This is a genomic window from Gulbenkiania mobilis, assembly GCA_004346645.1.
Lineage (GTDB): Bacteria > Pseudomonadota > Gammaproteobacteria > Burkholderiales > Chromobacteriaceae > Gulbenkiania > Gulbenkiania mobilis.
This window is the reverse complement of record SMDA01000007.1, coordinates 77,231-90,073: the sequence shown is the minus strand read 5'-3', so window position 1 is coordinate 90,073 and position 12,843 is coordinate 77,231. Positions and strand designations below refer to the sequence as shown.

Here is a 12,843-nt window from a genome sequence, read left to right as displayed (position 1 = left end):
TGGCTTTGCCGGTAGAATCGGGCACTGTTCGATGTGATGTTGAAAGGATGAGGGTATGACCGTTTACCGCCATAAGCCGGGCCCGCGCCTCGCGGAAGCCTCTGTCGTCAATGGCCTAATCTTCCTGGCCGGGCAGGTGCCCGAAAACCCGGAGGCTGATGCCAAGGCGCAGACCGAAAACGTGCTGGCCCAGATCGACGCGCTCTTGGCCGAACTGGGTTCGGACAAATCGCGTGTGGTGGATGCCACCATCTTCCTCGCCAGTCTGGACGACTATGACGCCATGAATGCGGCCTGGGACGCTTGGGTGGTGCCGGGTCAGGTGCCGGCGCGCGCTACCGTTGAGGCGCGTTTGGCCAACCCGGCCTGGCGGGTGGAGATCAAGCTGGTGGCCGCCCGCTAGGTTCGGCCAACCCTGACACAATGACAAAGCCCGCGTAAGCGGGCTTTGTCATTTTTGCGCCCTTTCAGAAGGGGCCGGTGTAGGCGAGGGCGGGGTCGGCAGGGTGCCCGGCCTGCCAGCTTTCGACCGCACCAAAAAGGCTATCGGCCAGATCCGGCGCTTGGGCGTTGAGCGGTATCACAGGAAGACTGCGGGTCCAGGTGAGCTGCCGCTTGGCCAACTGCCGGGTGGCGGCGATGCCCTTGTCGATGAAGTCATCATAGCTGTCCTCGCCATCGAGAAAGGCCCAGGCTTGGCGATAGCCGACGCAACGCATCGAAGGCAATTCGGGCGTCAGGCCCGGGTAGAGGCGCCGCAGCGAGGCTACCTCGTCGATGAAGCCGGCTTCCAGCATCTGGCCGAAGCGTTTGGCGATCCGTCCATGCAGCCAGGCGCGTTCTGCCGGTACCAGGGCCAGCGCCAGACTCTCAAAGCGTGCGGACGCAGCCTTGCCCCGGGCGGTCAGGGCGGACATGGTCTGCCCGGTCAAAAGGCAGATCTCCAGCGCCCGCTGGATGCGCTGGGCATCGTTGGGTGCCAGGCGGACGGCGGTGTCAGGGTCAAGGCTGGCCAGCCTGCGGTGCAGGGCAGGCCAGCCCTCGGCTGCCGCCTCGGCGTCCAGCTGCGCCCGCAGGGCGGGGTCGGCCTGAGGCAGGTCCGACAGGCCTTCGAATAGGGCCTTGTAATACATCATGGTGCCGCCGACCAGCACGGGCAGGCGTCCACGCCGGCAGATCGTCTCTACCAGCGTGTTGGCCGCCTCGCAGAACTGTGCCGCCGAGTAGGCCTCGGTCGGGTCAATGATATCGATCAGGTGGTGCGGGCAGCGGGCGCGCTCCGCCAGCGTTGGCTTGGCGGTGCCGATATCCATGTCCCGGTAAACCAGTGCGGAGTCCACACTGACGATCTCGATGTCAAAGCGCTCCGCCAGCGCCAGAGCAAGACCTGTCTTGCCCGACGCGGTCGGCCCCATCAGCATCAGGGCGCGAGGCGTCATGCGCAGTCCTCCAGCAGCCAGGCCGCGCCGGCTTCGGCATGCAGGCGGGCAGTGTCGTACACCGGGCAGGCCGCAGCGTGCCCTGGCAGGGCCAGCGTCAGCTCGGTACAGCCGAGCAGCACGGCGTCGATGCCTTCCTGTCCGGTCAGCGCCTGGAGAAGACGGGTGCCCTCGGGAGGGACGCGTCCTTGGCAAAGGTCGTCGAAAATCAGGCGTTGCAAGGCTTGGCGCTCCGCCGGGGAGGGGATGAGGGCGGTCAGCCCCCACGCTTCGGCCAACCTTTCCCGATAGAACGGCGCCTCCATCGTGTACTGCGTCCCCAGCAGCAGCACCCTGCGATGGCCGTCACGGGATAGGGCTGCGCCGGCAGCATCGGCAATGTGAAGCATCGGCACCGGCAGGGCGGTGGACAGGATGGGGTACAGCCGATGCAGCGTATTGGAGGCGAGCAGGAGCGCGCCGGCACCCGCCGCGACCAACCGTTTGCCGGCCTGAAGCAGGCAGGCCTCGACTGCGGGCCAGTTTCCGGTGCGCATGTCCGCTTCCAGCGGAGCGAAGTCCACACTGGCGAGCAGCAGACGCGCCGAGTGCAGTCCTCCCTGTTGGGTGCGTACGGTTTCGTTGAGGATGCGGTAGTAGAGGGCAGTGGATTCCCAGCTGGTGCCGCCAACGATTCCCAGCCAGCGCTCTGAGCTAGGGTGCATCCTAACGTCCCCGCATGAAGAGGTTGTCCAGGTCCCGCAGCGACAGGCGGCTCCAGGTCGGGCGGCCGTGGTTGCACTGACCGGAGCGCTCGGTGGCTTCCATGTCGCGCAGCAGAGCATTCATTTCCGGCAGCGTCAGCTGACGGTTGGCACGCACGGCGCCGTGGCAGGCCATAGTGGCCAGAAGCTCGTTGCGTCGCTCGGTCAGTACCCGGGTCAGCCCGTATTCGCGCACGTCCTTCAGCACCGCACGCGCCAGTTCGACCGCGTCTCCATCCTTCAGCCACACCGGCACCCCCCGCACCGCCAGTTGCGTGGGCGAGAGCAGGGCCAGGTCGATACCCAGCCGCTTCATCGCTTCACCATGCTCGTCCGCCGTGGCCACTTCGAAGCGGTCGGCCGCAAATGATACCGGCAGCAGCAGCGGCTGCATCGGAATCTGGTCGGCTTCCAGTGCCGTCTTCAGCCGTTCGTAGACGATCCGCTCGTGGGCGGCGTGCATGTCCACGATGATCAGGCCGTCCACACACTGACTGAGGATATAAACACCGTGCAGCTGGGCAAGCGCAAAGCCCAACGGCGGCAGGCCATCGGGCGCAGCGGGCAAGGGATTCGCCTTAAGGACGGCTGTCTCCGGCAAGGCGGGCACCGCATAAGGCGCCGGGGCTTCGGCCAAGGTGCCGGCGGTGCTGCGTTCCTCGTCGCGCAGTCCGCCGAACAGGGACTCATACAGCCCGATGGCCCCGCGGGTGACCTCTAGCTGCATGGCCTGCTGCTGGTAACGTCCAGCCGAAGAGGGGGAGTCCGCTCTGGACGGGGCACCGCCCGGGAGACCCTCGCGTTGGGGCCCGGGTGACGGGGCCGTCTCCTCCGACGCAAGGTGTGCGGCCTCCTGTCCGGCCTGGGTGCCCGCCAGGGTCTTGTGCACGCTGTGGAACAGGAACTGGTGGATTGCCTGGCTCTCGCGGAAGCGTACTTCGATCTTGGTGGGATGTACGTTTACATCCACCTGTGCCGGGTCCATCGTCAGAAACAGTGCATAGGCCGGGTGCCGTTCGTGATGCAGCACGTCGCGATAGGCCTGCCGCAGCGCATGCTGTGCGGTCTTGTCACGCACGAAACGTCCGTTGACGTAGAAGTACTGGGTGTCACGGTTGCCCCGGGAGGCTGTGGGATGGCCGGCAAAGCCGGTCAGCACCAGCGTGCCTGCCGAGGTTTCCACGGCAAGCGCGTTGTCGGCAAAGTCGCGTCCCAGCAGGGCGGCCACACGGTCGGCCAGCGCTTGCGCCGGCAGGCGCCACACCACCTTGCCGTTGTGCCGCAGGATGAATTCGACCTGCGGGTGGGCCAGCGCGATGCGCTCGAAGGTGGTGGCGCAGTGGGCGTATTCGGTCGCCTCGCTCTTGAGGAACTTGCGTCGGGCCGGGGTATTGAAATAAAGGTCGACTACTTCCACCGTAGTGCCCTGCGCATGGGGGGCGGGTTCGACCGGGTGCAGGGTGCCGTCGATGGCTACGATCTGGTGGCCATGCTCGCTGCCAACCGGCCGGCTGGTGAGGGTCAGCCGGGAGACCGAGGCAATGCTTGCCAGGCCTTCTCCCCTGAAGCCCAGTGTCACGACGCACTCCAGGTCGTCCAGCGAGGCGATCTTGCTGGTGGCATGGCGGTCCAGCGCCAGCGGCAGGTCTTCTGCCGCGATGCCGCTCCCGTTGTCACTGACGCGGATCAGCTTGATGCCGCCTTGGGCCAGGTCCACCGCAATCCGCGTGGCGCCCGCATCCAGGCTGTTCTCCAGCATTTCCTTCAGCGCCGACGCCGGCCGCTCCACCACCTCGCCGGCCGCGATCTGGTTGACGAGGTGGTCTGGCAGACGCTGGATGCGGCTCATGCTGCACCCCCGCCACGGCGGTGGCGCAGCACGCCCACGATGCCGGGCAGGAAGGAAACCAGAATGATGCCGAAGATCAGGTACTCCAGATTGTTGCGCACCACCGGCAGGTTGCCAAAGAAGTAGCCGGCATAGCAGAACCCGGCCACCCAGATGATGCCCCCTGCGACGTTGTAGGCTAGGAAGCGTCGGTAATGCATAGCGCCCACGCCAGCCACGAAGGGGGCGAAGGTGCGCACAATGGGGACGAAGCGGGCAAAGATCACCGTCTTGCCGCCATGTCGGGCGTAGAAGGCATTGGTGCGTTCCAGATAGGCCGGCTTGAGCAGGCGCGGATAACGCTGGAACAGCGCCAGCCCCACCCTTCGGCCAACGGTGTAGTTGACCGTGTCGCCGAGGATGGCAGCGACGGTCAGCAGCCCCACCAGCGCATGCACGTCCATCTTGCCCATGGCGGCCAGCGCCCCGGCCACGAAGAGCAGCGAGTCTCCTGGCAGGAAAGGCGTCACCACCAGCCCCGTCTCGCAAAACACGATCAGGAACAGGATGAGGTAGATCCAGGGGCCATAGGCGGCCACCAGGGCCGCCAGGTGCACGTCGATGTGCAGGATGAAGTCGATCAGGAAGCTCAGGGTGTCCATGCCGCGATTGTACAGGTTGGCCGAAAGGGCCGGTTCAATGAAAAACGGGCCGGAGAGCCGGCCCGTGCGAGGAAGTGCAGCCGTTCAGACCACTGCCTCTTCTTTCGGTTTCACCGGCTTGATCATGTGCTCGCGCTTCACGCCCAGCGCCAGCGCGATCGGGCTGGCGACCAGCACCGACGAGTAGATGCCAAACACGATGCCGATCGTGAGCGCCATGGCGAAGCCATGCAGGGCCGGGCCGCCAAAGAGCAGCATCGACAGCACCATTGCTTCAGTGGACCCGTGGGTGATGATCGTTCGGCTGATGGTCGAGGTGATCGCGTTGTCGATGATCTGGGCGGTGTTGCGGCCGCGCATGCCCGGCTTGCGGAAGTTCTCGCGGATTCGGTCGAACACTACCACCGACTCGTTCACCGAGTAGCCAAGCACCGCCAGCACGCCAGCGAGCACCGTCAGCGAGAACTCCCACTGGAACAGCGCGAAGCAGCCCAGGATGATCACCACGTCGTGCATGTTGGCGATGATGGCCGATACCGCGAAGCGCCATTCGAAGCGCAGCGCCAGATAGAGCATGATGCCGATGCAGACGATGGTGATTGCGGTCAGGCCATGGCTGACCAGTTCCTCGCCCACGCTAGGTCCCACGAACTCGACCTTGCGCAGGTCTACCTGCGTGCCGCCCGCCTTCAGCGCGCCCAGCACCTCGTTGGACAGCTGGGCCGAGGACTTGTCTTTTTTGGACGGCAGGCGGATCAGTACGTCACGCGAAGTGCCCAGGCTCTGGACCTGTACATCCCCCAGCCGCAGACCTTCCACCCGCTTGCGGATGTCCGGCAGGTTGGCCGCCTGCGGATACTGCACCTCCATCACCGTGCCGCCGGTGAACTCCACGCTGAAATTCAGCCCCTTGGTGGCCAGGAAAAATACCGCCAGGATGAAGGTCACCAGCGAAATGGCCGTAGTCAGCCGGCCGTAACTCATGAACGGGATATCCCGTTTAATGCGGAAAAACTCCATTGCGTCCTCTGCTCGGGAAGCAGGCGGCACCGGCCGCCTGCAGGTTCCTTACTGTTCCGGCTTCCATACCTGACCGATCGACACCGTGGTCAGGCGACGGCGGCGGCCGTACCAGAGGTTGACGAAACCGCGCGATACCAGCACCGCGGAGAAGATCGAGGTCAGGATGCCCAGGCAGTGCACCACGGCAAAGCCACGCACCGGGCCAGAGCCGAAGATCAGCAGCGCCAGGCCGGCGATCATCGTGGTGACGTTCGAATCCAGGATGGTCGCCCAGGCATGCTGATAGCCGGCCTGAATGGCGGACTGTGGCGGCACGCCGTTGCGCAGCTCCTCGCGAATGCGCTCGTTGATCAGCACGTTGGCGTCAATGGCCATGCCCAGCGTCAGGGCAATTGCCGCGATGCCCGGCAGTGTCAGCGTGGCCTGAAGCATCGACAGCAGGGCCACCAGCATCAGCAGGTTCACTGCCAGCGACAGGGTGGAGATCACCCCGAACATGCGGTAGTAGATCATCATGAACACTGCGATCGCAGCAAAGCCCCACAGGGTCGAGTGGAAGCCCTTCTCGATGTTCTCCTTGCCTAGGCTCGGGCCGATGGTGCGTTCCTCGACGATCTGCATCGGCGCGGCCAGCGAGCCGGCCCGCAGCAGCAGGGCCACGTCACCCGCTTCGGCGGCATTCATGCTGCCGGAGATTTGCACACGTCCGCCGCCGATCTCGCTGCGGATTACCGGAGCGGTCACCACTTCGGCGCGTCCTTTTTCCACCAGGATCATCGCCATGCGACGACCGATGTTCTCGGCAGTCACGTCGCGGAAGATGGCCGCGCCGGTGGAGTCCAGGTTGATGTGGACGGCCGGGGTGCCATTCTCGTCAAAGCCCGGCTGGGCATCGTTGATGTTGTCGCCTGTCAGCTCCACGTCTTTCTTAACCAGAATCTTCTGCGGCCCGCGCGGCGTCATCTCGTCCAGAAGGTCGTAGCCGGTGGGGACATTGCCTGCCAGCGCGTCGGCCACCTTGGCGCTGTCGTCCTCCACCATGCGTACTTCCAGGGTGGCGGTACGGCCCAGGATGTCCTTGGCCTTGGCGGTGTCCTGCACGCCGGGCAGCTGCACCACGATGCGATTCGGCCCGGACTGCTGGATCACCGGTTCGGCCACACCCAGTTCGTTCACACGGTTGTGCAGCGTGGTGATGTTCTGCTTCACCGCGTCCGACTGGATGCGGGTAACTTCTTCCGGCTTCAGCGCCAGACGCAGGCGGTAGGTGCTGTCATCGGCATTCTGCGTGAAAGCGGGCAGGGTACGCGCCACCACGTCTTCGGTGGCCTTGAGCGTTTCGGCGTCACGCAGCTGGATCTCCAGCCCGTTGGCGTCACGCTTGATCGTGCCGTAGCGCACCTTCTTGGCCTTCAGCTCGCGGCGCAGATCGCCGGCATAGCGTTCCATCGTTTTGTCGATGGCCGCCTTCATGTCCACTTCCAAGAGGAAGTGCACGCCACCGCGCAGGTCCAGCCCCAGGAACATCGGGTGTGCCTTCAGCCGGGTCAGCCACTCGGGCGAGGCCGAGAGCAGGTTCAGCGCGATGATGTAGTTGTCGCCCAGGGCCTGCTGGATGGTATCGCGGGCCTTGATCTGGGCATCCGGATCATGAAAGCGCACTTTCAGGCTGTTGCCATCGAGGAACATGCCGTCCGGCTGCACACCCTGCTGCTTGAGGGCGCTCTCCACGCGGGCCATCACGTCCGTGTTCACCGGGATGGACTGCCGGCTGCTGGAGACCTGTACGGCCGGGGTTTCGCCATAGAAGTTGGGCAGGGTATAGATCGCCGAGACGACCAGTGCCACCGCAATGACGAGGTACTTCCAGAGAGGGTAGCGGTTCATGCGAATTGGGAAGAGAGAGGATGAGAAAAGGCCGCTGCCCGATCGGGAGCGGCCGCACTTCATAGCCTTACAGCGACTTCATCGTGCCCTTTTCGACTTTCGAGGCGATGGCCGCACGCTGGAAGTGCATTTCCACGCCGTTGGCTACCTCGATCGTCAGGTACTGCTCGCTGGTCTTCACCACGCGGCCGATGATGCCGCCTTGGGTAACCACTTCGTCGCCTTTCTGGATTTCCGACAGCATCTTCTGGTGCTCTTTCATTCGTTTCTGCTGCGGACGCACCATCAGGAACCAGAACAGGACAAAGATCACCACCATCGGCAGGAACTGCATCAGGTCGAAGCCGGAGGGCGTGGCGGCGTAGGCGGGGGTAATGAACATCGAGTCGACTCCCTTCAGAGCATTCAGTCTTTATACGAAACAGCGCATTGTATCGGCGGCACCGGGCTTTTCCAACCGCAGCGCCATCGTCAGGCGGGCTGCATCAAGGCCGGCCGGAGTCTCGGACTTCGGCCAACCCTGCTGGTTCCACAGGCAGGCCCTTCAGTTAACGCCACGCGCCCGTTCGGCCGCAAACGTCAGACGGAAGTCCTCGAAGCGGTCGGCCTCGATGGCCGAACGGATGTCGCGCATCAGGTCCTGGTAGTAGTGGAGGTTGTGGATGGTGTTGAGCCGCGCGCCCAGGATCTCGCCCACGCGGTGCAGATGGTGCAGATAGGCACGGCTGAAGTGGCGGCAGGTGTAGCAGCCGCAGGTTTCGTCCAGCGGGCGCTTGTCGTCCTTGTAGCGGGCGTTCTTGATCTTGATGTCACCCCAGCGGGTGAAGATCCAGCCGTTGCGGGCATTGCGGGTGGGCATTACGCAATCGAACATGTCCACGCCGTTGGCCACCCCGTAGACCAGGTCTTCCGGCGTTCCCACCCCCATCAGGTAGTGTGGTTTCTCCGCTGGCAGCATGTCCTTCAGCTCGGCCAGCATCCGGTACATTTCCGGCTTGGGCTCGCCCACCGACAGGCCACCGATGGCGATGCCGTCAAAGCCGATGTCCATCAGCCCGTCCAGTGATTCCCGGCGCAGATCGCCGTAGAGGTTGCCTTGCACGATGCCGAACAGCGCATTGGGATTTTTTAGGTCGTCGAAGGCGCGGCGCGAACGCTCCGCCCAGCGCAAGCTCATCCGCATCGACTCCGCAGCCCGCTTGTGGTCCACCTGACCGGGCGTGCACTCGTCGAAGATCATTACGATGTCCGAGTTGAGTGTGCGCTGGATTTCCATGGATTTTTCCGGCGACAGGAACAGGCGGTCGCCGTTCACCGGGCTTTGGAAGGTGACCCCTTCCTCGGAGATCTTGTTGAGCGCCCCCAGGCTGAAGACCTGGAATCCGCCGGAGTCGGTCAGGATCGGACGGTCCCAGCCGATGAAGTCGTGCAGGCCGCCAAAAGCCTCGATCACCTCCAGCCCGGGGCGCAGCCAAAGATGGAAGGTATTGCCCAGAATGATCTGAGCGCCGATATCTTCCAGCTCCAGCGGGCTCATTGCCTTGACGGAGCCATACGTGCCCACCGGCTGGAAGACCGGCGTCTCCACCGTGCCGTGGTTGAGTGTCAGCGTGCCCCGGCGCGCGCCGCCCGAGGTCTTGTGTACCGTAAACTTCAGCATTGGGTCCAAAAAGCCGTGTAAATTCAGCGGGCAGTATACTCCAACCGTACAAGGCCGGCGCGACTGTGCCGGCTGGGTGCTTGATTTCTTCCGAAAATGCCGGTAAAGTTCAGCCTTCTTCGACAGGCACGTAGCTCAGCTGGTTAGAGCACCACCTTGACATGGTGGGGGTCGTTGGTTCGAGTCCAATCGTGCCTACCAACAAATTCTAGATTGCATGGAGCCTCGGATGCCCTTCCGAACTAAAACTACCCGTTTGATGCGCTGAGTCGCGCTGGCGGGTTGCTCCATTGCAACGACAAAAGAGTGCGGCGCTGGCCGCACTTTTTTTTGCTTTTTCGACGTGTCCCGACACAACCCTGCGCACGCACCCCATCGCTGCGGCGCCCAAACATCTGGAGTTGCCATGCCTGACATTCGTCTGCCGGACGGATCCATCCGCTCCTTTGACAAGCCGGTCACGGTTCATGAAGTGGCCGCATCCATTGGCGCCGGACTGGCGCGTGCCGCGCTTGCCGGGCGGGTGGACGGCCGTCTGGTCGACACCAGCTATCGCATCGAGGCCGATGCCGAGCTGGCAATCGTGACCGACAAGGACGCTGATGGCCTGTCGATCATTCGTCATTCCACTGCCCATCTGCTGGCGTATGCGGTGAAAGAACTGTTTCCCGAGGCGCAGGTGACGATCGGGCCGGAAATCGAGAACGGCTTCTACTACGACTTTGCCTACAAGCGTCCCTTTACTCCGGAAGACCTCGCCGCCATCGAGAAGAAGATGGCCGAGCTGGCCAAGAAGGACATTCCGGTTGAGCGCTATGAGCTGCCGCGCGACGAGGCCATCGCCTACTTCCGTGGCATTGGCGAGCAGTACAAGGCCGAGATCATTGAATCCATCCCGCAGGGCGAGGTGCTCAGCCTCTACCGCGAGGGGGGCTTCACCGACCTGTGCCGTGGACCGCACGTGCCTTCCACCGGCAAGCTCAAGGTCTTCAAGCTGATGAAGGTCGCCGGCGCCTACTGGCGTGGGGACAGTCGCAACGAGATGCTGCAGCGGGTGTACGGCACGGCATGGGCCCGCAAGGAGGACCTGGACGCCTATCTGCACATGCTTGAGGAGGCCGAAAAACGTGATCACCGTCGCCTGGGCCGCCAGCTCGACCTTTTTCACCTGCAGGACGAGGCGCCGGGCATGGTCTTCTGGCATCCCAAGGGCTGGCAGCTGTGGCAGACCATCGAGCAGTACATGCGTCACACCTTGGCCGAAGCCGGCTACAAGGAAATCCGCACGCCGATGGTGATGGACCGCACGCTGTGGGAGAAATCCGGGCACTGGGAGAACTACCATGAAAACATGTTCACCACCGAGTCGGAAAAGCGCGACTATGCCGTCAAGCCGATGAACTGTCCGGGGCACGTCCAGGTCTTCAACCAGGGTTTGCGCTCTTACCGTGATCTGCCGCTGCGCCTGGCGGAATTCGGTACCTGCCACCGTAACGAGCCCTCCGGCGCCTTGCACGGGTTGATGCGGGTGCGCGGTTTCGTGCAGGACGATGCACACATTTTCTGTACCGAGGCGCAGATCGTCGAGGAGGCGCGCGCCTTCAACGAACTGACGATGCAGATCTATCGCCATTTCGGCTTCGATCAAGTCGCGGTGAAGCTGTCCCTGCGCCCCGAAAAGCGCGCCGGGTCCGACGAAGTCTGGGACAAGGCCGAGTCCGGCCTGCGCACGGCACTTGCTGCGTGTGGCGTGCAGTGGGAGGAACTGCCGGGCGAAGGCGCCTTCTATGGCCCGAAGGTGGAGTACCATATCAAGGATGCGCTGGGCCGGTCTTGGCAGTGTGGTACGCTGCAGCTCGATTTTGTCCTGCCCGAGCGTCTGGGGGCCGAGTACGTTACCGAAGACAACGGCCGCAGTCGCCCTGTCATGCTGCATCGTGCCATCCTCGGTTCGCTCGAGCGCTTCATTGGCATTCTCATCGAGAACCATGGCGGCGCCTTCCCGCTCTGGCTGGCCCCGGTGCAGCTGGTGGTGCTTAACATCACCGAAGCCCAGGCCGAATATGCAACGCACGTGGCCGAAGTGCTGAGGAAACAAGGCTTCCGGGTCGAGCTTGACTTGAGGAACGAAAAGATCAGCTATAAAATCCGCGAGCACAGTTTGCAGAAGCTGCCCTATCAGGTGATCGTGGGCGACAAGGAAAAAGCGGAGGGCCTGGTGGCTGTCCGTGCCCGGGGTGAGGACCTCGGCCAGTTGTCGCTCGAGTCGTTCATCGAACGTCTTCAGTCGGAAAGCCATCCGGTCTGAACGTAACGGCACTCTGCTGAATACACCATAGGAGAATTGGCTATAGCTCAGGAACGCGAAGCACGGATCAACGGCGAAATCACCGCCCGCGAGATCCGTCTGATTGGAAACGAAGGGGAACAGCTCGGCGTCGTCAGCCTCCGTGAGGCAATGGCGTTGGCCGAAGAGCATGACGTAGATCTGGTGGAAATCTCCCCGACTGCGCAGCCGCCCGTGTGCAAGCTGATGGACTACGGCAAGTTCAAGTACGAACAGTCCAAGAAGCGTCACGAAGCCAAGCAGAAGCAGAAGCAGGTGCAGATCAAGGAAGTGAAGTTCCGTCCCGGCACCGACGAGGGTGATTACCAGGTCAAGCTGAAGAACCTGATCCGCTTCCTGGCCGAAGGCGACAAGGCGAAGGTTACCCTGCGTTTCCGCGGCCGCGAGATGGCTCACCAGGATATTGGTCTCGCCCTTCTCAAGCGGGTGGAGGCCGATCTGGTCGAAGTAGGCACGGTCGAGCAGTTTCCGCGTCTTGAAGGGCGCCAGATGGTTATGATGATTGCCCCGAAGAAGAAATAATCGGTTATAATCATCACCTTGATCCGGCAGGGTTTCCTGCCGGATCGGTTTTTTGGGTGCTGCGTCACCCGCAAAAGCGTGATGTCACGGTTTTAAAAGTATCGAAAGATCACCGTGCGTCTAATCTAACGAAATTCAGCGGGAGTTTTCCATGCCGAAGATGAAAACCAAGTCGAGCGCGAAAAAGCGTCTGAAAGTGCTGGGCAATGGTGGTGTGAAGCGCTCTATGGCCTTCAAGCGTCACATCCTGACCAAGAAAACCACCAAGAACAAGCGCCAGTTGCGCGGTACCACCATGGTACACGCCACCAACATGGCTTCTGTTCGTGCAATGATGCCCTACGCTTAAGGAGTTTGATCCATGCCTCGTGTTAAACGCGGTGTCACCGCTCGCGCCCGTCACAAGAAGATCCTCGCCCTGGCGAAAGGCTATCGCGGCCGCCGGAAGAACGTCTATCGCATCGCCAAACAGGCGGTGATGAAGGCCGGTCAGTACGCATACCGTGACCGTCGCCAGAAGAAGCGTCAGTTCCGTCAGCTGTGGATTGCGCGTATCAACGCCGCAGCCCGCGAAAACGGCCTGCCGTACAGCAAGTTCATGAACGGTCTGAAGAAGGCCGCCATCGAAATCGACCGCAAGGTTCTGGCCGATCTGGCCGTTTTCGACAAGCCGGCTTTTGCCCAGATCGTCGAAAAAGCCAAAGCCAGCCTCGCAGCCTGATTGCTTGGACA

The 12,843-nt window shown here is 62.8% G+C and carries 13 protein-coding genes and 1 tRNA gene; 6 read left to right on the top strand and 8 right to left on the bottom strand.

The window, feature by feature from the left end:
- The first annotated feature begins 55 nt into the window (after positions 1-55).
- Positions 56-403 carry a RidA family protein gene (locus tag EV669_RS11145; protein WP_054287060.1) on the top strand — a complete coding sequence of 116 codons (348 nt, stop codon included), beginning with the start codon at positions 56-58 and terminating at the stop codon, positions 401-403.
- Positions 404-467: 64 nt separating this feature from the next.
- Here the strand turns inward: EV669_RS11145 and miaA are convergent, their stop codons facing one another.
- The 8 genes from miaA to tgt all read right to left on the bottom strand — a co-directional run bounded on the left by miaA (position 468) and on the right by tgt (position 9,242).
- Positions 468-1,439, bottom strand: a complete 972-nt coding sequence (miaA, locus tag EV669_RS11140) for a tRNA (adenosine(37)-N6)-dimethylallyltransferase MiaA (RefSeq protein ID WP_132098711.1) — start codon at positions 1,437-1,439, stop codon at positions 468-470.
- Positions 1,436-2,143 (bottom strand): aspartate/glutamate racemase family protein, encoded by a 708-nt coding sequence (locus EV669_RS11135; RefSeq protein WP_132098710.1) that lies wholly within the window; start codon positions 2,141-2,143, stop codon positions 1,436-1,438. Before EV669_RS11135 ends, miaA begins: the two co-directional genes overlap by 4 nt.
- Before the next feature lies 1 nt (position 2,144).
- Positions 2,145-4,031 carry a DNA mismatch repair endonuclease MutL gene (mutL, locus tag EV669_RS11130; protein ID WP_132098709.1) on the bottom strand — a complete coding sequence of 629 codons (1,887 nt, stop codon included), beginning with the start codon at positions 4,029-4,031 and terminating at the stop codon, positions 2,145-2,147.
- The gene (locus EV669_RS11125) at positions 4,028-4,672 is read right to left on the bottom strand and encodes a DedA family protein (RefSeq protein WP_055434293.1); all 645 of its coding nucleotides are present in this window, start codon (positions 4,670-4,672) and stop codon (positions 4,028-4,030) included. The genes mutL and EV669_RS11125 overlap by 4 nt, the downstream gene beginning before the upstream one ends.
- Before the next feature lie 84 nt (positions 4,673-4,756).
- On the bottom strand, positions 4,757-5,692 hold the full coding sequence (gene secF / locus EV669_RS11120; RefSeq protein WP_054287055.1) for a protein translocase subunit SecF: 936 nt from the start codon (positions 5,690-5,692) through the stop codon (positions 4,757-4,759).
- Positions 5,693-5,740: 48 nt separating this feature from the next.
- Positions 5,741-7,582 carry a protein translocase subunit SecD gene (gene secD, locus EV669_RS11115; protein ID WP_054287054.1) on the bottom strand — a complete coding sequence of 614 codons (1,842 nt, stop codon included), beginning with the start codon at positions 7,580-7,582 and terminating at the stop codon, positions 5,741-5,743.
- A 67-nt stretch (positions 7,583-7,649) separates the two neighbouring features.
- Positions 7,650-7,964 carry a preprotein translocase subunit YajC gene (gene yajC, locus EV669_RS11110; protein WP_054287053.1) on the bottom strand — a complete coding sequence of 105 codons (315 nt, stop codon included), beginning with the start codon at positions 7,962-7,964 and terminating at the stop codon, positions 7,650-7,652.
- Between the two features lie 162 nt (positions 7,965-8,126).
- Positions 8,127-9,242 (bottom strand): tRNA guanosine(34) transglycosylase Tgt, encoded by a 1,116-nt coding sequence (gene tgt / locus EV669_RS11105; protein WP_055434292.1) that lies wholly within the window; start codon positions 9,240-9,242, stop codon positions 8,127-8,129.
- Positions 9,243-9,366: 124 nt separating this feature from the next.
- Here tgt and EV669_RS11100 point away from each other — a divergent pair.
- The 5 genes from EV669_RS11100 (at position 9,367) to rplT (ending at position 12,832) form a co-directional block, all read left to right on the top strand.
- Positions 9,367-9,443, top strand: a tRNA-Val gene (locus EV669_RS11100).
- 205 nt (positions 9,444-9,648) lie between these two features.
- Positions 9,649-11,550, top strand: coding sequence for a threonine--tRNA ligase (gene thrS / locus EV669_RS11095; protein WP_054287051.1), 1,902 nt, complete (start codon positions 9,649-9,651; stop codon positions 11,548-11,550).
- A 36-nt stretch (positions 11,551-11,586) separates the two neighbouring features.
- On the top strand, positions 11,587-12,111 hold the full coding sequence (gene infC, locus EV669_RS11090) for a translation initiation factor IF-3 (RefSeq protein ID WP_082446440.1): 525 nt from the start codon (positions 11,587-11,589) through the stop codon (positions 12,109-12,111).
- A 151-nt stretch (positions 12,112-12,262) separates the two neighbouring features.
- The gene (rpmI, locus tag EV669_RS11085; RefSeq protein ID WP_054287050.1) at positions 12,263-12,460 is read left to right on the top strand and encodes a 50S ribosomal protein L35; all 198 of its coding nucleotides are present in this window, start codon (positions 12,263-12,265) and stop codon (positions 12,458-12,460) included.
- A 12-nt stretch (positions 12,461-12,472) separates the two neighbouring features.
- Positions 12,473-12,832: a 50S ribosomal protein L20 gene (gene rplT / locus EV669_RS11080; RefSeq protein WP_011134905.1), complete on the top strand. Its 360-nt coding sequence runs from the start codon at positions 12,473-12,475 to the stop codon at positions 12,830-12,832.
- Positions 12,833-12,843 lie beyond the last annotated feature (11 nt).

Bases quoted from the DNA above. Each gene is read 5' to 3' on its own strand.
- tgt (WP_055434292.1), bottom strand. From the start codon at position 9,242: ATGCTGAAGTTTACGGTACACAAGACCTCGGGCGGCGCGCGCCGGGGC.
- secD (WP_054287054.1), bottom strand. From the start codon at position 7,582: ATGAACCGCTACCCTCTCTGGAAGTACCTCGTCATTGCGGTGGCACTG.
- thrS (WP_054287051.1), top strand. From the start codon at position 9,649: ATGCCTGACATTCGTCTGCCGGACGGATCCATCCGCTCCTTTGACAAG.
- mutL (WP_132098709.1), bottom strand. From the start codon at position 4,031: ATGAGCCGCATCCAGCGTCTGCCAGACCACCTCGTCAACCAGATCGCG.
- EV669_RS11145 (WP_054287060.1), top strand. From the start codon at position 56: ATGACCGTTTACCGCCATAAGCCGGGCCCGCGCCTCGCGGAAGCCTCT.
- yajC (WP_054287053.1), bottom strand. From the start codon at position 7,964: ATGTTCATTACCCCCGCCTACGCCGCCACGCCCTCCGGCTTCGACCTG.
- EV669_RS11135 (WP_132098710.1), bottom strand. From the start codon at position 2,143: ATGCACCCTAGCTCAGAGCGCTGGCTGGGAATCGTTGGCGGCACCAGC.
- miaA (WP_132098711.1), bottom strand. From the start codon at position 1,439: ATGACGCCTCGCGCCCTGATGCTGATGGGGCCGACCGCGTCGGGCAAG.
- secF (WP_054287055.1), bottom strand. From the start codon at position 5,692: ATGGAGTTTTTCCGCATTAAACGGGATATCCCGTTCATGAGTTACGGC.
- rpmI (WP_054287050.1), top strand. From the start codon at position 12,263: ATGCCGAAGATGAAAACCAAGTCGAGCGCGAAAAAGCGTCTGAAAGTG.
- EV669_RS11125 (WP_055434293.1), bottom strand. From the start codon at position 4,672: ATGGACACCCTGAGCTTCCTGATCGACTTCATCCTGCACATCGACGTG.
- rplT (WP_011134905.1), top strand. From the start codon at position 12,473: ATGCCTCGTGTTAAACGCGGTGTCACCGCTCGCGCCCGTCACAAGAAG.